General features: G+C 43.6%; 17 protein-coding genes and 1 pseudogene. 13 read left to right on the top strand and 5 right to left on the bottom strand.

What is annotated here, in order from left to right:
- Together ACHUFQ_RS11355 and ACHUFQ_RS11350 are read left to right on the top strand one after the other, a co-directional pair.
- Positions 1 to 125 (top strand): annotated as a pseudogene (locus ACHUFQ_RS11355) (IS3 family transposase); the annotation flags it as partial.
- 199 nt (positions 126 to 324) lie between these two features.
- Positions 325 to 936, top strand: a complete 612-nt coding sequence (locus ACHUFQ_RS11350) for a hypothetical protein (protein ID WP_394175644.1) — start codon at positions 325 to 327, stop codon at positions 934 to 936.
- Between the two features lie 397 nt (positions 937 to 1,333).
- Here the strand turns inward: ACHUFQ_RS11350 and ACHUFQ_RS11345 are convergent, their stop codons facing one another.
- Together ACHUFQ_RS11345 and ACHUFQ_RS11340 are read right to left on the bottom strand one after the other, a co-directional pair.
- Positions 1,334 to 1,504 (bottom strand): hypothetical protein, encoded by a 171-nt coding sequence (locus ACHUFQ_RS11345; protein WP_394175642.1) that lies wholly within the window; start codon positions 1,502 to 1,504, stop codon positions 1,334 to 1,336.
- 28 nt (positions 1,505 to 1,532) lie between these two features.
- Entirely contained in the window at positions 1,533 to 1,703 is a 171-nt protein-coding gene (locus tag ACHUFQ_RS11340) for a hypothetical protein (protein ID WP_394175641.1), read from the bottom strand.
- Positions 1,704 to 2,162: 459 nt separating this feature from the next.
- Between ACHUFQ_RS11340 and ACHUFQ_RS11335 the strand changes: the two genes are divergently transcribed.
- The 4 genes from ACHUFQ_RS11335 (at position 2,163) to ACHUFQ_RS11320 (ending at position 5,546) form a co-directional block, all read left to right on the top strand.
- Positions 2,163 to 2,342 carry a hypothetical protein gene (locus ACHUFQ_RS11335; RefSeq protein WP_394175639.1) on the top strand — a complete coding sequence of 60 codons (180 nt, stop codon included), beginning with the start codon at positions 2,163 to 2,165 and terminating at the stop codon, positions 2,340 to 2,342.
- 496 nt (positions 2,343 to 2,838) lie between these two features.
- On the top strand, positions 2,839 to 3,909 hold the full coding sequence (locus tag ACHUFQ_RS11330; RefSeq protein WP_394175637.1) for a 3-deoxy-7-phosphoheptulonate synthase: 1,071 nt from the start codon (positions 2,839 to 2,841) through the stop codon (positions 3,907 to 3,909).
- 4 nt (positions 3,910 to 3,913) lie between these two features.
- Positions 3,914 to 5,050 carry a bifunctional chorismate mutase/prephenate dehydrogenase gene (gene tyrA, locus ACHUFQ_RS11325; RefSeq protein WP_394175635.1) on the top strand — a complete coding sequence of 379 codons (1,137 nt, stop codon included), beginning with the start codon at positions 3,914 to 3,916 and terminating at the stop codon, positions 5,048 to 5,050.
- A gap of 1 nt (position 5,051) precedes the next feature.
- Positions 5,052 to 5,546, top strand: a complete 495-nt coding sequence (locus ACHUFQ_RS11320; RefSeq protein WP_394175634.1) for a thioredoxin family protein — start codon at positions 5,052 to 5,054, stop codon at positions 5,544 to 5,546.
- A 115-nt stretch (positions 5,547 to 5,661) separates the two neighbouring features.
- Here ACHUFQ_RS11320 and ACHUFQ_RS11315 read toward each other — a convergent pair whose 3' ends face one another.
- Both ACHUFQ_RS11315 and ACHUFQ_RS11310 read right to left on the bottom strand, forming a co-directional pair.
- Positions 5,662 to 6,093, bottom strand: coding sequence for a hypothetical protein (locus ACHUFQ_RS11315; protein ID WP_394175632.1), 432 nt, complete (start codon positions 6,091 to 6,093; stop codon positions 5,662 to 5,664).
- 174 nt (positions 6,094 to 6,267) lie between these two features.
- Positions 6,268 to 6,999, bottom strand: a complete 732-nt coding sequence (locus ACHUFQ_RS11310; protein ID WP_394175631.1) for an AsmA family protein — start codon at positions 6,997 to 6,999, stop codon at positions 6,268 to 6,270.
- 150 nt (positions 7,000 to 7,149) lie between these two features.
- Between ACHUFQ_RS11310 and ACHUFQ_RS11305 the strand changes: the two genes are divergently transcribed.
- From ACHUFQ_RS11305 to ACHUFQ_RS11295, 3 genes are all read left to right on the top strand, one after another.
- The gene (locus ACHUFQ_RS11305) at positions 7,150 to 8,229 is read left to right on the top strand and encodes an efflux RND transporter periplasmic adaptor subunit (RefSeq protein WP_394175629.1); all 1,080 of its coding nucleotides are present in this window, start codon (positions 7,150 to 7,152) and stop codon (positions 8,227 to 8,229) included.
- On the top strand, positions 8,229 to 11,327 hold the full coding sequence (locus tag ACHUFQ_RS11300; protein WP_394175627.1) for an efflux RND transporter permease subunit: 3,099 nt from the start codon (positions 8,229 to 8,231) through the stop codon (positions 11,325 to 11,327). The genes ACHUFQ_RS11305 and ACHUFQ_RS11300 overlap by 1 nt, the downstream gene beginning before the upstream one ends.
- A gap of 632 nt (positions 11,328 to 11,959) precedes the next feature.
- Complete coding sequence (locus ACHUFQ_RS11295; protein WP_394175625.1) at positions 11,960 to 14,755, top strand: M16 family metallopeptidase; 2,796 nt, start codon at positions 11,960 to 11,962, stop codon at positions 14,753 to 14,755.
- Positions 14,756 to 14,949: 194 nt separating this feature from the next.
- On the opposite strand, the gene pheA is transcribed toward ACHUFQ_RS11295, so the two are convergent.
- The gene (pheA, locus tag ACHUFQ_RS11290) at positions 14,950 to 16,122 is read right to left on the bottom strand and encodes a prephenate dehydratase (RefSeq protein ID WP_394175623.1); all 1,173 of its coding nucleotides are present in this window, start codon (positions 16,120 to 16,122) and stop codon (positions 14,950 to 14,952) included.
- 308 nt (positions 16,123 to 16,430) lie between these two features.
- Here pheA and ACHUFQ_RS11285 point away from each other — a divergent pair, with 308 nt between their 5' ends.
- From ACHUFQ_RS11285 to msrQ, 4 genes are all read left to right on the top strand, one after another.
- Entirely contained in the window at positions 16,431 to 16,985 is a 555-nt protein-coding gene (locus ACHUFQ_RS11285) for a DUF2058 domain-containing protein (RefSeq protein ID WP_394175622.1), read from the top strand.
- 78 nt (positions 16,986 to 17,063) lie between these two features.
- Positions 17,064 to 17,429, top strand: coding sequence for a glutaredoxin family protein (locus tag ACHUFQ_RS11280; protein ID WP_394175620.1), 366 nt, complete (start codon positions 17,064 to 17,066; stop codon positions 17,427 to 17,429).
- A 455-nt stretch (positions 17,430 to 17,884) separates the two neighbouring features.
- On the top strand, positions 17,885 to 18,910 hold the full coding sequence (gene msrP, locus ACHUFQ_RS11275; RefSeq protein ID WP_394175618.1) for a protein-methionine-sulfoxide reductase catalytic subunit MsrP: 1,026 nt from the start codon (positions 17,885 to 17,887) through the stop codon (positions 18,908 to 18,910).
- Positions 18,911 to 19,531, top strand: a complete 621-nt coding sequence (msrQ, locus tag ACHUFQ_RS11270; protein ID WP_394175616.1) for a protein-methionine-sulfoxide reductase heme-binding subunit MsrQ — start codon at positions 18,911 to 18,913, stop codon at positions 19,529 to 19,531.
- Positions 19,532 to 19,663 lie beyond the last annotated feature (132 nt).

Raw genomic sequence — 19,663 nt, 5'->3', positions numbered from 1 at the left:
TGACGAAATATATAATCGGCTATTACAGCCAGGTTAGGCCACATCAGCATAATGGTGGTTTGTCGCCAAACGAGTCAAAAGAAAGATTCTGGCAAAACTATAAAACTGTGGCCAATTTAACTTGACCACTACATTATCTATTCAACATCAGGCGGCAGCCTAAGTGGTTGGACACAATCTTACTTTAATTCATTTTTACGATTATTCGCTGACTGGGTTGGTATAGTTGTTCCCGTCATATTCGTAGTTGTTGGTTTTAGCTATGGAAATAAAGTTGGCTGGAAAACCGTTTGTAAAAAATTAGCTAAATACTTCCAGTCCGATATGGATGACAAATTTCAGTTCACGTTGGGTATACTCTCGCTATCAAAACTGCTCTTTGCCGCTTCAATAATATTAGTTGCTATATCATTGGCGCTGTTCAATTATGAATTACGCAAACAGCCAGAATGCAAACTTGACTTGTTAAGCGAAGTCACTGATAAATGCATTATCGACAGTAACTTAACATCCAGTATTCGCATTGTCGTCCACTCTGGCGGGAATATAGATACAGTTAATCTAAAAATCCCTATTGATGTTCATATTGAAGGTGCGACAGCTAAAGTATCAGAGAAGAGTGTTTACCCTGAAGCTTCTAGTACAGGCGGAGATGGCAAATATCATTCTAACTTGAACTACGGTATATATAACCTTCCTAAAAATCAAATATCCAGCATAACGGTTGCAGGAACAAGTGATATTGAAAAGTTTCATTTATTCGAAGTTAAAATTCTTACAAATCCGAACGAGTGGCTAAAAAAAATATTCAGCGCATTATTTTTAATGACACTTTTTCTGTCCATTTATTTTAGGCAAAAGACTTTCAAGAAAGGAATTTTACGGTCTCTACCATACGTAGTTTATGTTGTAGTTGCGATAGGTGTTTTTTACTAATAGCTGTTTAGCCTGGTCGTCTATCAATGGCATGTTTGCGTCGGTCGGTTTTATCCGGTAATTTGGATGCACACCAAGGGGCAGTATGAGCGATAACCAGCCGCAATCAAAGAAGGCTTTGAATAAGCAATGTATCAATATTTAGCAATAGCGATTGGGTTAACATCCTTAGTTTTACAACTTGTAATTTTTTTTGATGTTAGAAAATACGAAAAACATATTGCAGAAAATATTTTTGAAGGAGTGTTTTTCAAAGTAAAAGAAGGATATACAAAGAAAGTATTGCTTTTCTATTATTACCCGAAAAGCTGGTTAGATGTTAACACTCCGCGCATAAAAGCAATGCTCCTTATTAACTGCATTGCCGCATATTCATTCGTAATCTTACTCTTATTTTTTAATTAAAGTGTACGGCAGCTTCTGGCACATAGCCACCGTTCAATCGGTGACGATAGATTCCCTGTCGTGGCAGGGAATGACGCGAGGTTAGGTTGCATGAATCGACAGCCAGTTCTCGGCAATTGAATCGATTGTCAGTTCCAGACACAATCGATATACCGTCATCCATGACGGCATCCATGCATTGCTCTAATAAATTACGTCCGTGTAACGACAGACGCCGTCGACATACCTATATCCATATAGGCAACTCGAAACAACGTGTACTCGGAGCTGATGACTTCAGCGTACTCGAAGCGACGTTTTTCGTCGCGTTCCCGGAGTATCGCTTGCCATACGTACTGCTCGTATTGGCACATCAGAGCCATTCGGCTCTCGCTAAGATTCCCTGTAGTATCAGGGAATGACTCAGGTTTTTATTGCTTTTAACCCGGAGCGACGCTGTTTGTCGCGTGCTCGGAACAATCTTTGATTGTGTGCTCGGAGTGGCATTTTCTGCCACGTACTCGGAGTATCGTTTACGATACGTACTCAGGGAGTTTTAACTCCCGTTATTGGCACATCAGAGCCATTCGGCTCTCGCTAAGATTCCCTGTAGTATCAGGGAATGACTCAGGTTTTTATTGCTTTTAACCCGGAGCGACGCTGTTTGTCGCGTGCTCGGAACAATCTTTGATTGTGTGCTCGGAGTGGCATTTTCTGCCACGTACTCGGAGTATCGTTTACGATACGTACTCAGGGAGTTTTAACTCCCGTTATTGGCACATCAGAGCCGTTCGGCTCTCGCCCTAGATGCCGTGTAGTGTCACGGCATGACGCAGGTTTTTGTGGGTTTTCACTCGAAACAGTGTGTACTCGGAGCTGATGACATCAGCGTACTCGGAGCTGATGACATCAGCGTACTCGAAGCGACGTTTTTCGTCGCGTTCCCGGAGTATCGCTTGCGATACGTACTGCTCTTATTGGCACATCAGAGCCGTTCGGCTCTAGCCCTAGATACCGTGTAGTATCACGGCATGACGCTTTTGAAAATGCTTTTCCTTGAGCCTGAAACCTGCCGCCTGCGACCTTGAGGAAATTTTAATTCCCGTTATTGTCGCAAAGCCGCCATCGTCATGCCGGCGTAGGCCGGTATCTAAACATTACAAAGAAAGGTTACGGCCAAGGGCGCAATGACGACGTTTATGTCTTTAACGAACTCATCAGCAAATGTGTTTTATACCTTCGTCACCGATGAAATCCTTGTTCAAAATCCTTGGATTTACGTATCTGTACAATTTAATTGCCAAAAAGTGCAAAAAATACTTGCCACTTGAAACGATGCTTGTTAAAAAGGTCTCACTCAGGCGAGTATGTTTCCAAAAACAACGAGTAACAATGCAAAACTTTAATCAACATTTCCGATATTACCGCCATACCTATCTTTATTGGTAATCCTTTACCAATCCTCTGTTATTCGTTTTTTATTTTTTAGTTTTATTTATTTCATCGGAAGTCGTTACCATGCAAAACACCAGACTAAATGACGTTCATGTCAATTCAGAAGAAGTCCTTATTACCCCGGAAGAATTGCGCACGCAGTTTCCTTTGGCTGACCATCACCGGCAGTCGATATTACAATCTCGGGATATTATTGCCGACATCATTCATAAACGCGATCCCAGGCTTTTGGTCATATCCGGCCCATGTTCAGTGCATGATGTGGAAGCGGCCAAAGAGTATGGGCGTCGTTTAAAAGCCCTGCATGACCAGTACAAAGATACCTTGTACATCGTTATGCGCGTGTATTTTGAAAAACCCCGTACCACGGTAGGTTGGAAAGGATTGATTAACGATCCGCACATGGACAATACATTTGATGTCACCACCGGATTGAAAACCGCACGGGAGCTATTGTTATATCTTACCGAGTTAGGTTTACCATTGGCGACAGAAGCACTGGACCCTATTTCTCCGCAGTATTTAGCTGAGCTTTTCAGTTGGTCAGCCATCGGTGCTCGCACCACAGAATCGCAAACTCACCGGGAAATGGCCAGTGGCTTATCCATGCCGATTGGATTTAAAAATGGTACCAATGGTGGTTTAGATGTTGCGATAAATGCATTGCAATCTGCTGCATCATCACACCGTTTTATGGGCATTAACCGTCAAGGTCAGGTTGCCTTAATTAAAACGTCGGGCAACCCTGACGGTCATGTAATTTTACGTGGTGGTAAGCAACCGAATTATGATTCGGTCAATGTCTTGTTATGTGAAGAGCAATTGCAAAGCAAAGGACTAGAGCCTGCGTTAGTGATTGATTGCTCACACGCGAACTCAAGTAAAGACCATAACCGACAACCATTGGTTGCGGATAATGTCGTTAATCAAATCTGTGAAGGCAATAAATCGATCATTGGTGTAATGCTGGAAAGTCATTTGCATGGCGGTAATCAAAGTGCGAATACCCCAAAATCTGAACTTGCCTACGGCGTATCGGTAACCGATGCCTGTATTGATTGGCAAACGACCGAAACTCTATTATTCTCGATGAATGAAAAATTGGGCAATACCCTCAGTAAGCGAATAAGCTAATTAAATGCCAAAGGTAAATGACACATTTGACGCCGATATATCGGCGTTACGAGCGCAGATTGACGACATTGATCATCAACTGCTTTCATTGCTGGCAAAACGACGTAAAGTCACCAGCCAGGTTGGAGCACTGAAAAGTGAAGCTGGGGTTGCTATCTTTGATCCGGCGCGTGAACAGGCTTTGCTTGCCAGTTTAAAAGAAAAGTGTCACAGCTATGAAGTGTCACCGGAACTGATTCAGGATCTCTTCAAACGCATTATGCGCGATTCCTACTCATCTCAGGATGAAAAAGGCTATCAAAAGGTTAATGCTAAGATTGAAAAAGTCGTGGTTATCGGTGGTAACGGTCAGCTCGGTAGTATTTTTGTCGATTTATTTAGTCGCTCTGGTTATCAGGTGTTGTCCTTGGAAGAGCAGGACTGGAACAACGCCGATAACTTATTAAGCGGTGCCAATCTGGTTATTGTTGCGGTGCCAATTAACGTCACAGAGCAGGTGATCAGCAAACTGAACGGTTTGGACAAACAGTGCATTTTAGCCGATATTACCTCGATTAAATCAACACCCATGGAAAAAATGCTTAGTGTACATAAGGGGCCAGTGGTCGGGTTGCACCCTATGTTTGGGCCCGGTGTGACGGGCATGATCAAACAAACCGTGATTGTTTGTGAAGGGCGGGATTTATTCGCTTGTGAATGGCTTATGCAACAACTTCAGGTTTGGGGCGCTGAATTGAAATACTATTCCGCCGCCGAACATGATGAGACCATGGCCATGGTCCAGGTAATGCGTCATTTTTCTACCATCAGCTATGGTTATCACTTGATGCAGGAAGGTGCCGATTTACAACGCCTTTTGGATATGAGTTCACCGATTTATCGCCTGGAACTGGCAATGGTTGGGCGATTGTTTGCCCAGGATAAGCAACTGTATGCAGATATTATTTTTTCTAATGGCAATAACGTTGCGGTTATGAAACGATACGCAGAACGCTTTTTAACCTTGCTTAGCGCTGTGGAATGTCAGGATAAGGCATTGTTTTTAGATACCTTTACCCAAGTTTCTGACTGGTTTGGTGACTATGCGCAAAGCTTTTTGATTGAAAGTCAGCAATTATTAAACAAGACCAAGGAGAGTTAATTTGTCTGCTCATATTTACGTATATCTTAAACGCGGTCTACTGGTACTAGGCCTGTTCGTATTGGCGGCTTGTCAGGCGACGACCAGCGATAATCTAGAACAAACCTATGGGCCAATCGAATCTGAAGTTTTACTGTCTGATTATCCAAAATTTACCTTGGTTTATGAAAACTATCAGGTGTCAGAACAGGAAGTGTCGGCTTTGGCACCGTTTGCAAAGGACATCAAAATCAAAGTATTTATGGGTACCTGGTGTCATGATTCACAGCGCGAAGTGCCACGCTTTTTGAAGTTGGCTGAACAACTGCCAGAAATGGATTACCAGTTAGTTTCACTCGATTATCAAAAATCCGACCCAGACGGGCAGGCGGAAAAATACCAGGTCCAATTTACACCAACGTTTGTGGTATTAAAAAATGGTCAGGAAATTGGTCGTGTGATAGAGCGCCCACAGGTGTCTTTAGGTGAGGATATTGCTAAGTTAGCTGCGCGCTAGGCGCACAAAACGAACTAAAAACGACCACATTGCTATCCGGGCTGCATCCTTAGTATGTTAGTCATGATTGTTCCCCTGTGGTCGTTATTACACCAATTTAACCACGTCCTTGTGGTTATTCTAATTCTCGCAACTCTGTTAATACTTGCTCTCGACAATTTGTGATGGTCGCGGTGACTGCGACTGTACTTTGTTCATTATCAACGACATTGTCAAAATGTTGCTGCCAGACGGAAAACAGCGGTTCGCAGGCAAGCTGGCTCGATTGTGACATGGCCGTTGTCAGATCGCGAACATACAATACATAAGACCAGCCTTTGATCGCGTCATGCTTACTTTCATCCTCGTAATAGGCATAGTCAATTAACAACTGCAGCTCTACCAATGCCATGATAATTTCAAATGAGGATGTACGAACGTTGCGGTTATATTCCGTCTGCTCATTACGCCAGGTATTATACGCTAGGGAGGATATCGCGATAAAAATCGAAATAATCGCGATGAGATTATTTTTAATCTGTTGTTTAAAGCTTACTCTCTTTGCCAATCGAATCGTATCCACCACATGTGCACGTGGTTCTTGAAACTAAAGCCGCAACACCACGTATCGTGTTTGTTAGAGATAAATATTAGTCTAAGAGCACAAAAAAAGGTGAACCTAAGGGTTCACCTTTAATACCGTAACGTCGTTAATAGTGAAGCATGGTTAAGAGCCAACCCATTAATCTTTCTTAAAGAATTTATCCAATAGCTTTTTACCTTCTTGCTCGGCTTTATCCATAATGGTTTGCTTGGTCATATCTTCGGCCTGTTTTTCCACCACTTTTAACACTCGGTTGGCAAGCTCGGCACCAATCTGATCCGCTGGTAGGCCCTTATCACCGCCTATTCCCCCTAATTCAACTGGTGGCACGTTAACATCGTAGACTTTGGAATTAAGCTTGCGCGTGTCCGCTTGCACAGCCATCCCCGTCAGGGTAATTTTTTTGATGGAAATTAAGGTTTCTGGTTTATCATCCGCTTTAGGTTGCGGTTGCTTCTGACCTTTAGGAAGCTGTTTCTTAACGTTGCTGATTAATTCCTGAATATTGGAACCGCCGGTGCCGGTGAATTCAATAAACGCTTTTGGATCTTTGATGGTGATGTGCTCAATGATGATTGGCGAACCCCTTAGGCTTTCTAAGTCAATATCCAAGGCAACTTCACCAAAATCGATGGCATGCTTGGCATCAAAGTTATTGGGGCTGGCTACTTTAAAGCCCCGAATCGCGCCGTAACCTTCCATCAATTTAAGATCTACCTGCTGCACGGTGACAGGCTCACCCATCAAAGCCGTGCCTCGCAGCTCAAGTTGTGACTTTAAAAATCCATTCCAGTCCTGAGACGCCAAATACCACAATACGCCGCCGCATATCAGTAAAATAGCCAGAGCAATAAATCCTAATTTTTTCATGGAATATCCTTTTGAACCTTATCGAAAATGTGATCGTATGTTGTTAATCGTAAAAATACTGTAAATCATAGAATTTAGCTTACTTGATTATCGTGTTAAAACGCAATCTAAGCTATATTAACGCCAATTTTTATATTAAGAATTAATATTATGGAAAACCAATCTGCTTCCCGCCTTCCCTTAATCATTTTAGCTGTTGTTTTAACGGCGTTGATTGTTTATTTACAGTGGCCTGAAGAAAGCGCAGATCAACAACGTGGCGCTCGTCAAGTCACGGTAAAAACATCACCGGTGATCCGTGCCGAGTTCAGTGATGAGTTTGAAGCGTTGGGAACCGCCAATGCCAATGAGCAGGTGATGATCACCGCGCAATACTCTGACATTGTCGAGTCTATTTATTTTGACGATGGTGATAAAGTCGAAAAGGGTGATGTGCTGGTACAACTTGCCAATGCAGAAGAGTTGGCCAAGGTGAAAGAGCTGCAATCAAATCTTGATGAAGCTGAATCACAATTAAAACGCTACAACAATCTGTTAGAGAGAAACGTCGGCAGCATTTCACAACGGGATGAGCAGCTATCGAAAACCCAATCAATTCGGGCTCAGCTAAAGAGCGCACAAGCGGTTTTAGATAACCTGACCATCAAAGCTCCTTTTTCAGGACAATTGGGGTTCAGACAGGTCAGTGTGGGAGCTCTAATTAGCAATGGTGATGTCATTACATCTTTAGATGACTTAGAAACCATAAAAGTCGATTTCGCCATTCCTGAGCGTTTCTTACCAACGGTATCGGTTGGCCAAACGATAACCGCCCGCAATGTTGCTTACCCTGATGAATCTTTTAAAGGTACGGTTTCTGGCATTTCATCTCGCGTCGATTCGCTAACCCGTACTATCCAAATTCGAGCACAGTTACCTAATTTCGAAGGCAAGTTACGACCTGGGATGTTGATGGGGATTGTTATCAAGCGCAAAGTCGAAGAAATTATGCAATTGCCAGAAAGCGCGGTAATCCCGTTTGAAGACAGTCATTTCGTGTTTGTCGCCGAAGATGGTGTTGCCAAACGTAAATCCGTTGTCATCGGCCGTCGTAAACCAGGCATTGTTGAAATCATTAGCGGTCTTGATCTGGCAGAAGATGTGGTTGTTGAAGGTGCACTTAAACTTCGAGATGGTGCGCTGGTGAAAATTATCGATGATAAACCGGCTACGGTAAAAGGAGAAAAATAATGATCCTTTCCGACTTATCCGTAAAGCGGCCGGTGTTTGCCACCGTTATCAATTTGCTGCTGGTAACGTTTGGTATTGTGGCGTTCTTGATGTTGCCATTGCGCGAATACCCAGATACCGACAAACCGGTTATTACCGTTTCAACCAAATACAATGGCGCTTCAGCTGCGATTGTTGAAACGAAAATCACGCAAGTCCTTGAAGACAGGATCAGCGGTATTGAGGGGGTGAAAAATATTACCTCTCAATCTCGCGATGGCCGTTCTCGCATTTCCATTGAGTTTGATATCAACCGAGATATCGACGGCGCTGCGAATGATGTTCGTGATAAAATTTCCTCTGAAATCGGGCGTTTACCAGAGCAGGCAGAGCCGCCCGAAATTCAAAAGGCCAATGATGACGAAGATGTCATTGTCTGGTTTACGTTACAGTCGGAAGTATTTAATACCCTGGAACTGACGGATTACGCCAATCGCTATATTGTCGATCGCTTTGCCGTCGTAAGCGGAGTTGCCGAAGTGATGGTTGGTGGCGGGCGCACCTATGCGATGAAAATTGTGTTGAATCGCCAGGCTATGGCTGCCCGCGGCATAACGGTTGCCGATATCGAATCGACACTGCGCAAAGAAAATGTTGAATTGCCGGCTGGAGAAGTAAAGTCTATCGACCGAAACTTCAATGTTCGGGTTGCCCGCAGTTACAATACACCGCAGGATTTTGCGCAAATGGTGATTGCCCGCGGTGATAATAATTCACTGGTGCGCCTGGGTGATATTGCTGATGTCAGCGTCACCGCCGAAGATGATGAGACCTTGTTTCGCGGCTATGGCGAAAACATGGTGGGATTGGGGATCATAAAACAATCGACCGCTAATACTCTGGATGTTGTCGAGGCGGCTCGCGCTGAAATGGATGTTATCAAAGAGAATTTGCCGGCGGGTACTAACATTATCCCAAGCTATGACTCGTCGATATTCATCAAGCAGTCCATCGATGAAGTATACAATACCTTAGGGATTGCCATGCTCATGGTGGTATTGGTGATTTTCATCTTCCTTGGCAATATACGTGCGACGTTTATTCCCGCCGTTACCGTACCCGTTGCTTTGATTGGCTCGATGATAATTCTTTCGGCACTGGGCTTTTCCATAAATTTACTTACCTTGCTGGCGCTTGTCCTGGCAATCGGTCTGGTGGTGGATGACTCCATCGTTGTATTAGAAAATATTTATCGCCGAATTGAAGAAGGTGAAACACCACTGATGGCAGCCTATAACGGTGGCCGAGAGGTTGCTTTTGCGGTTGTGGCCACGACGCTGGTATTGGTTGCGGTATTTGTGCCGCTGATTTTCTTATCCGGTGATATTGGCCGATTATTTACCGAGTTTGCTCTGGCAATTGCTGCGGCTGTAATTTTCTCATCCGTTACGGCATTGTCGTTAACGCCGATGATGTGTTCGAAATTATTAAAACACCGCGAGCGTAGCTCATCATTTGGGCAACTACTTGATAACGGTTTTGCCAAACTTGAGGCAAGTTACGGCAATAGTCTGGTATCGGTTGTCAAACAACCGATGATGATTGTTGTGGTAATGGGCTTAGCCTTTGCTAGTTTATGGGTGTTGTTTGATAAATTACCGTCAGAATATGCACCGAAAGAAGATCGCGGCAGTGCGTTTATGATTATGTCGGGCGCAGAAGGTGCCAGTTTTGAACGCAATGCTGACAACATGACGAAGATCGAATCGAAGTTAATGGAATATTATGACGATGGGATCCTGGAACGTGTATTGGTCAGGGTGCCAGGTTTTGGTGGAACCGGTGGTATTGCCATAATTGGTCTTCCCGATTGGGAAGAACGTAAAGTATCGTCTTTTGACTTTATGAATATGTTCAACCGCGATCTTGCACAATATACCGACGTGCGCGCCTTTGTGATGATGCGTGGAGGCCTGGGCGGCAGAGGCGGTGGCGGTCAGTCTATCGGTTTTGTGCTGCAGGGCAATGATTATGAAGAACTGGCGCGCTGGCGAGATATCGTATTGGCGAAAGCTCAGGAAAACCCCAAAATTATCGGTCTGGACAGTGATTATAAGGAAACCTATCCACAATTGATGGTAAGTATTGATCGTCCGCGTGCAGCAGATCTAGGTGTTTCCGTCGGTGATATCGGTGCGACGTTAGAAACCATGCTGGGCAATCGTCGTGTTACCACGTATTTAGAGCGCGGTGAAGAGTACGATGTCATGCTCGAAGGTGATGAAAATGATTACCGAAGCCCGAGTTCTATCGACAATCTGTATGTGCGTTCTGAGTCAACAGGACAACTCGTTGCGTTGTCGAATCTGGTAACGATCACCGAAAACGCCACGTCATCACGCCTTAACCGTTATAACCGCCTGCGTTCGATTACCTTAACCGGCAATGTGGCCGACGACTATACCCTGGGCGAAGCCTTGGATTATCTCAACGATATCGTTAAGAATGAATTACCCGTTGAAGCCGCGGTAGATTACTCGGGGCAGTCGCAAACGTTTAAAGAAACCGGAAATTCAATGTTGCTGATCTTTGCTCTGGCGTTACTGATCACCTATTTGGTTCTGGCCGCGCAGTTTGAAAGTTTCATTCATCCGTTGGTGATTATGATCACCGTACCATTAGCGTTAGTCGGTGCACTGGCCGGTTTGTACCTGTTCGGTATGAGCTTAAATGTATACAGCCAGATTGGTATTGTCATGCTCATTGGACTGGCTGCGAAAAACGGTATCTTGATTGTTGAGTTTGCGAACCAGTTACGAGACAAAGGCGAAGCATTTGAGCAGGCATTGATTCATGCTTCAAAGCAGCGTTTGCGTCCAATCGTAATGACATCTTTTACCACCATTTGTAGCTCGATACCCTTGGTATTGGCTTCAGGCCCAGGTTCAGAGAGTCGCATGGTTATTGGTGTGGTGATCTTTGCCGGTGTAGCAATGGCAACCATCTTTACCCTATTTATTGTGCCGGGCGCTTATTACTGGTTGTGTCGCAATACCAGCTCTCCAGAGCACATCAGTAAACAGATTGAAGAGCAGGAATCACAAATTTCGGCAAGTTAATCGAATTTACTTAGCATTCAATAGCCGGCATTCGCCGGCTTTTTTGTATCCCGTTTTTATCACTGACAATATAATCATGGTCAACCAGACACCGACTGTTATACCAATCACATTAAGTTTGTGCACAACTCAGAGTTAGGGCAGAGGTTCAGTTACAACATAGATTTTATTGATATAGTCATTCTATATATATGAAATATAGGGCTGTAAATGGACCTTAAGATAAACGCCCTACGGGTGAGTTTTAAAGGCATTTATCCTGCGTTACTGATTTTGGCTGTTTTTGAGAGCGGAGCGACCATTCTCTGCAATCACAGCCTTGCCTAAAAGCCTTTAAATTCTCACTGAGTGAGCAATAATTTAATGTGATTGGTATTATATAGACAGTCAGGCCTTAAGGGGTTAGCAAGATAGCTGAGGCAGGCCATAAATGAGGACAGATTGCGAGTTGAAGGCCACATGGCGTTGAACATGGGTCTGTTCTGTGTTGCAGACGAAAGGAAAATTTTCCCAGCTCGGGGAATAATTCTTTACAGATTAATTGTTTTGTATGCCGGTATTTTCTTTAAATTAGCGGCAGTTTTATCCATAATGATTTAACTTAATCAAATTCCACAGGATTGGTGATCTTAATGATCTTAAAGAAGAATTTTTACTTTTGTCTGGCATTTACAACCGCGGTTATGGGGTGTTCGAGTGTTGACGGCGAATCCACTTCGGCGCCAGAGCCAGCGCTTGAACAAACGGCTGATTTACCTAAACACACCCTAGAATATGTGCGCAACGTTGAAGGTATTGAAGAATACATGCTTAGCAATGGTTTGAAAGTCCTTCTTTTTAAAGACGACTCTCAACCGAAAACCATGGTGAACATCACTTACAAAGTTGGCTCGGTACATGAGAAATATGGTGAGACCGGGATGGCGCATTTGCTCGAGCATATGCTGTTTAAAGGCTCTACCAATTATCAGGATATTGATAAAGAATTTAAACAGCGTGGCATGGCGGCCAACGCCAATACCTGGTATGACCGCACCAGTTACTTTGAATCATTTGAAGCCAGCGAAGATTCCTTAAACTGGGCGTTAGGGATGGAAGCGGATCGTATGGTAAATGCGACATTTACCGAAGAACAGTTAAAAAGTGAAATGACGGTTGTTCGTAATGAGATGGAGCGCAATGAAAATTCGCCATCGCGAATTTTGATGGCACGCCTGGCCTCTGTCGCCAATCTCTGGCACAACTACGCCAATTCAACCATTGGTGCCCGCTCAGATGTCGAAAACTTTCCATTCCCAAAACTTCGGGATTTTTATAAAACCCATTATCGTGTGGATAATGCCACCTTAATTGTTTCTGGTCGTTTTGATACCGATAAAACAAAAGAAAGAATAGAACAAACCTTTGGTGCTATTGAACAACCTGAAAAACCCGTAGAGACCCTGTATACCAGAGAACCGACTCAAGATGGTGAGCGGGTTGTAAACTTGCGCCGAACCGGCGACGTGCCATTCCTTGGTCTTTATTATCACGGCCCTTCTGGGCTCGATCCTGATGCTGCACCTTTGCAGGTATTGCAAGTCATTCTTGCGGATGGCAGCCGTGGGCGAATTAAAAAAGATCTGGTGGACAATGGATTAACTTCTGGTGGCACACAAGTGTCGTTTTTTCTCAAAGAAGGCACTCAGATTCTATTTCTAGTTCAGGGCGAAAAAGGCCAAAACATTGAGACGCTTAAGCCGTTGGAAAATGCGTTGATACGACTGGCTGAAAATATTGAGAACAAGCCAATCACTAACGAGGAAGTTGAGTTTGCTAAGGCGCTACTGGCTAAACAGGTTGAACAGGAAATGCGCAATGCTACTGGCGTTGGCATGGCATTGGCAGAATATATCGCCAAAGGTGATTATCGTTATATGTTTTACTTCCGAGATTTGGTTGAGCAGGTAACGGTTGAGCAGGTACAAGCGGTTGCAGAAAAATATCTGATCAGTTCAAACCGTACGCTTGGCCGCTTTTTACCGACCGAAAACCCACAACGTGCGAATATTGCCAAGGTACCAATCGCGAGTGAAATCCTTGGCGATTATGTCGGTAAAGATGCGGTAAGTGCCGGCGAAGTCTATGACAATTCGGTTGCAAATATTAAAGCCCGTCTTTATTCAGAAACCTGGCCCGAGGGTACCAAAGTCAGTATTTATCCGAAGAAGCTTCGCGGCGAAGAAGTGTTAATAAAGATGTACTTTCCTACGGCAAATGCCGAAGATTTGAACGGTCATGCCAAGGCAATGGGATTGATTGGCAGTCAAATAAAAGCCGGCAACAAAAAATACTCGAAATCGCAAATTGCCGATCGCCTCGATCAATTAAAATCGAGTTTGGCATTTGGATCGAACGCTATCGGCGAATTTAGTATTGATATTAATACCGATGTCACAAATATGCCTGCAGTCATTGATTTTATGGGGGAGTTACTGGCAGCTCCAACATTCCCAGCCAAGGAATTAAATATTACGAAAAAAGGCATGGTAGCAGGACTTAATCAACAGCGAAATGAACCGGGCACGGTTGCTCTGAACAGTTATCGTCAGGCATTGTTTGATTATCCAGAGGGTCATCCTAAAGCTTATATGGATATCGATGCGCAAATTGCTGCGATTAAAGCCATCGACAGCGTACAACTGGAACAACTATATAAGACATTCTTCGCCATTAATCATGGCCATATAGCCGTGGTTGGTAATGTCGATAGTAAGGCCGTAACCGAGCATTTGCAGGCGGTTTTAAACCCTTATACAAGCGATATTGACTACCAGTACATTCCGATTAATCTGAAAAATGAGCAAGGACTGATGGTGAGTTCAGAGACACCAGATAAAGCCAATGCATCTGTGTATATGATTAATCCAGTAATGATCAAGTCTACCGATGATGATTATCCTGCTTTGTATATTGCCAACTCGATTTTCGGTGGTGACCCCTTTACTTCGCGCATTGGGGCGCGTATTCGTGTCAAAGAAGGGTACAGTTACTCTGTCGGCTCTGGTATTCAGGCGTCCACACAGGATGAGATGGGGGTTTTCTATGCCACGGCAATCTCTGCGCCAGAGAACATGGATAATGTGATTCAGGCGTATCAGGAAGAGGTGGAAAAGGTCAACACACAAGGATTTAGTGATGAAGAAGTACAACGTGCGATTGACGGTTATATCAGCTCGCGCAAGCGCCAGTGGGCAAGTGATGCGTATGTCGCCGGTATCTTGATTGATGCCAGTGAGGAAAAGCGCGATTTAAGTTATTACGAAGCGCGGGTGGAAGATTATAAAAAGCTTACCACCGAAGATGTAAATGCCGCGTTTAAAAAGCATATTGGTTCACTAAAACCCAATGTATTCAAAGCCGGTGATTTTGCAGGCGTTGCAGAATAATTCAGCAATCGATTGATACACGCAACTAATTAAAAAAGGTGAGCCCAAGGCTCACCTTTTTATTCTGCGTTATTGATTTTGGCCGATTTTGAGATAATGGAATAACCATTCTCTGCAATCAAAGCCTTGTCTAGAAGCCATTAAATTCTCACTGAGTGAGCAATAATTTAATGTGATTGGTATAACAATTACTCTTACTGGTCATGTAATGCCGAAAACGGCACACTGGTTGGGTTTACCTGTTCGCTAGGATAACAGCCTAACACCTTAATAAAGCGAGTCAGCTCCGTCAGCTTGGTTAAACATTCCTGCATGGCCACCGATTTTAAATTGGCTTCTAAATCAATGTAAAACATTTCTTCCCATGGACGACCCTGGATTGGGCGGGATTCTAGTTTTGTCATATTGATATCGTATTGTTTGAGTACAACCAGACAATCAACCAATGCGCCGGGAGACTGTCCGGTCGCTAATATCAAGGTGGTTTTAGCGGGTATTTGCTCAGCGACATCAACGGGTTTACGGGCGACCAGAATGAAGCGAGAGTGATTTTCGTCCTGATTGGCAATGCCCTGTTGCAATGCCTGTAAACCATAAAGCTGCCCACCTTCTTCGGAACCGATAACGGCTACATTTGGCTGTTTAAGCTTTTCAACCATTTGCATGGCATCAGCACTGCTTTCGCAGTACTCAATACGGATATCACTTTGCTTATTGAGAAAATTACTGCATTGTTGCACGGGTTGCGCATGGGCGTAGATGGTATCAATGGCATCAAGACTGGTGTTTACCGCTGATAACAAACAATGCTTGATAGGTTGCGACAGCTCGCCAACGATAGATAAATTGGTGTGCTGCAATAGATCATACACTTCGTTAATACTGCCAGAGCTGGTGTTTTCAATTGGCAGCATACCGTAGTCGACATTTCCCGATTCCACCTGATTGAGGATTTCTTTAAAGCTGGCGCAGCCAAATTCGATAATCTCTTCGGCACGACGGGAGAAATAACGATAGCTGGCAAGGTGGCTGTAGGAGCCTTTATCCCCTAAAAACGCCACGCTCACTGTGGGCGCCTTAGTATTCGGGTTTTTCAGTTGTTGCAAAAACGCCTGCTGATTCAATACCGAGTCTTCGATAATCAACTGGAATAAGCGAGTTACATAGTGAGCATCAAGACCTAATTCCTTTCCTTGTTGAATAAGTTTTACCAACAATTCCTGTTCTCGTTGCTGATCGCGCACCGGGCGGACAATATGAGCCTTACTTTTGGCCACATTCATGGTCAGCTCACGTCGCCTGGCGGCAAGACCCAACAACTGCTTATCCAGGGTTGAGATTTGCTCGCGAATTTTTATAAGATCCAATTTTTCTTCCATTGCCTGTCACCAATATTTACGTGCATAAAAAAACCTCCACTTAGGAGGTTTTCATCGTTGTTATTTCACGAGAAACCCTCCGGCTAACACCGAATAAAGGTAATAAAGTGAAATACAACCATAAAATTTGTCATTTAACGCTCAGTATTTTAGTTACTTGTAAAATTCGAGTTAATACTTTAATGCCTACAGTAGGGGAGTGTTTAAAAACTGTCAACCGCTAAATGAGGTTATTTGATTTCGACAGGAATCTGGTAGAATAGCGCGAGATTTGAACACAGGAATTGATAATCGATATGGCGTCATTACAAGACCAATTGTTAAAGGCTGGTTTAACGACCAAACAAAAAGCCCGTCAGGCAAACAGTGATAAGCGCAAGCGCAATAAACAAAAGCGCAGCGGCGCAGAAGTTGATGTCAGCATGCAGGAAAAAGTAAAACAAGATTTAGAGCTTGCTCGTCAGGAAAAAGCCGAAAAAGATCAGCAGTTAAATGCACAACGTCAACAAGCTTTGGCAGAAAAAGAGCATAAGCATCGTATCGCACAAATCCTTGAGCACCATAGCTTAAAAGGCATTGATGGTGAGGTTAAATTTAACTTTACTCAGGATACTAAAGTAAAAAGCTTGTTTATCGATGAAAAAACCCATGCAGCTTTGACTAAGGGCATTTTGGCATTGTGTTCACTTGATGACACGCTGTCGGTAGTGACTTCGCAAACCGCAGACAAAATTGCTACGTTGGATCCGGCCTGTGTATTAGTGAATTATGAAACCAAGCAGGAAGAACAGACGGTAGACGAAGATGATCCGTATGCCCAATATCAGATCCCTGATGATTTGATGTGGTAAACCGCATACCCAGGCAAACAATACATACCAATACCCGGTTATAAGCCGGGACAATTCTAAGATTATACAGGAGTCGCTATGACTATTATCCGCTTTATTTTAGGCAGATTGATTTTACTATTTAACGTTATTTTTGCCCCTAAAAAAGCAAAGCGTGAACTGGCATTGCAACAACAATTAGATGCAAAAACCCGTGATTTTAGTTTATATCAATTAAACGCCTGCCCGTTTTGCGTTAAGGTTCGACGTACCATTCGCCGCGAGAACCTCAACATTGAAATTCGCGATATCAAACAACAAAATATTCTAAACGAATTGGTTGAGAACGGCGGCAAACGCACCGTACCTTGTTTGCGCATTGATAGTGAAGACGGTTCCTCGCAATGGATGTATGAATCCAAAGCTATCGTTCAGTATTTGCAGCAGGTGGCAAAAGCCGCATAATGATAGATATCATTCGGTTGTAATTAATGATTTAAAGGGCAGTTTTTACTGCCCTTTATTATTTGCGTGTCAGGACATTCTTCTCGATTAGCGATAACGTTAAAGAAAGTTTATTGATCAATTATCTGTCTTAGTGTGTAGCGCATGGTATTTAATACCAATTACATTAAATTATTGCTCACTCAGTGAGAATTTAAAGGCTTTTAGGCAAGGCTTTGATTGCAGAGAATGGTTATTCCATTATCTCAAAATCGGTCAAAATCAGTAACGCAGCATAAATGCCTTTAAAACTCACCCGCAGGGAGTTTATCTTAAGGTCCATTTACGGCCCTATATTTCATTAATATAGAATGACTATATCAATAAAATCTATGTTGTAACTGAACCTCGGCCCTAACTCTGAATTGTGCACAAACTTAATGTGATTGCTATAACGCAATGTTACGGATAAATATATGTTGATAAAAGATAATGATAAAACCCAAATATCTGAAAATGGCCGCTCCCGCATGTTAACGGAAGCGGATGTAACCGATGAGTCTGTTTATCGGCGGCGTAGGAAATTGCTTAAAGGAATGGGGTTTATTGGTGCTAGCGGGTTACTTTGGGCGAATGGTATTGGTGGGATTAGTCGCGCCAAAGCGGCATCGTTTAAGACCACAGCAATAAACGTGGTTAAATCCAATGCGGATTCTGTTAGTGACACCCTGACCCCAGAGTCTAAGGTTATCAGTCATAATAATTTTTATGAATTTGGTGCACAAAAGCATGAACCGGCTGAAAATGCTCAGGATTTTAAAGTCGATCCCTGGTCACTGACAGTATCCGGAGAAGTGGAGAAGCCTTTTACACTGGATTATCAACAGTTGTTTACCTTGTTTGATTTAGAAGAACGCATATATCGGTTGCGATGTGTCGAAGCCTGGTCGATGGTGGTGCCCTGGCTTGGTTTTGAGTTAGGCAAACTTATCAAACGAGCGCAACCTACCAGTAAAGCTAAATATGTTGCCTTTAAGACCTTATATGATCCAGACCAGATGCCCGGTCAGAGTAGCCGTTTTCTTGGCGGTGGTATCGAATATCCTTATGTTGAAGGGCTTCGCATCGACGAAGCGATGAATCCCCTGTCTTTGTTGTCTGTTGGGCTATACGGAAAAACGCTACCGCCACAAAATGGCGCTCCGATTCGTCTGGTGGTACCCTGGAAATACGGCTTTAAAAGCATTAAATCTATTGTCGAAATTACCCTAACGGAAAAACGGCCACCAACCACCTGGAATATGCTTGCCCCAAATGAATATGGTTTTTTTGCCAATGTGAACCCTGAGGTTGACCACCCAAGGTGGAGTCAGGCCAGTGAACGTCGGATTACTAGTGGCGGTTTGTTCACCCGTAATCGCATTAAAACCCAGATGTTTAACGGCTATGCTGAGCAGGTCGCCAACCTGTATCGTGGCATGGATTTAACAAAACAGTATTAAATGCGCGCATACCGACCTTCCCAGACAACGATTACTGTCTTTAAAAGTGTGATTCACATGGTCGCCCTTGGCTGGGCAGGCTATTTCTATTTTCTCGCCATCAATGATCAGCTTGGCAGTGATCCGGTAAAACGTATGATTCATTTTACCGGCATGTCGGCACTTAATTTGTTGTTGCTGACACTTACCCTGAGTCCCATTGCCCGGGCATTCCAACTTAGCTGGTTATTACGTTTCCGACGATTGTTAGGCTTATATGCGTTTTTCTTTGCCAGTTTACATTTGCTCAATTTTCTCTTGTTTGAACTGCAACTCGACGTTGCCTTGTTTTTTGATGAAATCATTGAACGTCCTTACATTACTCTTGGCATGGCGGCATTTACCCTGTTGTTAGCGTTGGCTATTACCTCCTTTAAGCGGTTGCAAAGATCAATGGGGCGCAGTTGGCAACGGCTGCATAATTTGGTGTATGTGGCGGCAATATTGATTGTGATTCACTTTTACTGGTCAGTGAAGTCCGACATACTTGAACCTGGGATCTATGTGTTGGCGGTCATCATCTTGTTGTGGTTGCGACGAAAGAAATTGCGTTCACTGCTCACTCGTCATCGGAGAGCTTAGTGCTAGGAGCATAGTGTTAGGAGCCTAGTGCCAGGATCTTAGGGCCTAAGACTTAGCGGCGGGCTCCAGGGAAACGTTGTAACAAAAATCCAGTGTATGGAAGAAAACAGCGCACTTTTAGGTAAAAAACGT

This window comes from Thalassotalea litorea (assembly GCF_043642205.1).
In the GTDB taxonomy this organism is placed as follows: Bacteria; Pseudomonadota; Gammaproteobacteria; order Enterobacterales; family Alteromonadaceae; genus Thalassotalea_A; species Thalassotalea_A litorea.
This window is presented reverse-complemented; position numbering and strand designations above follow the sequence as displayed.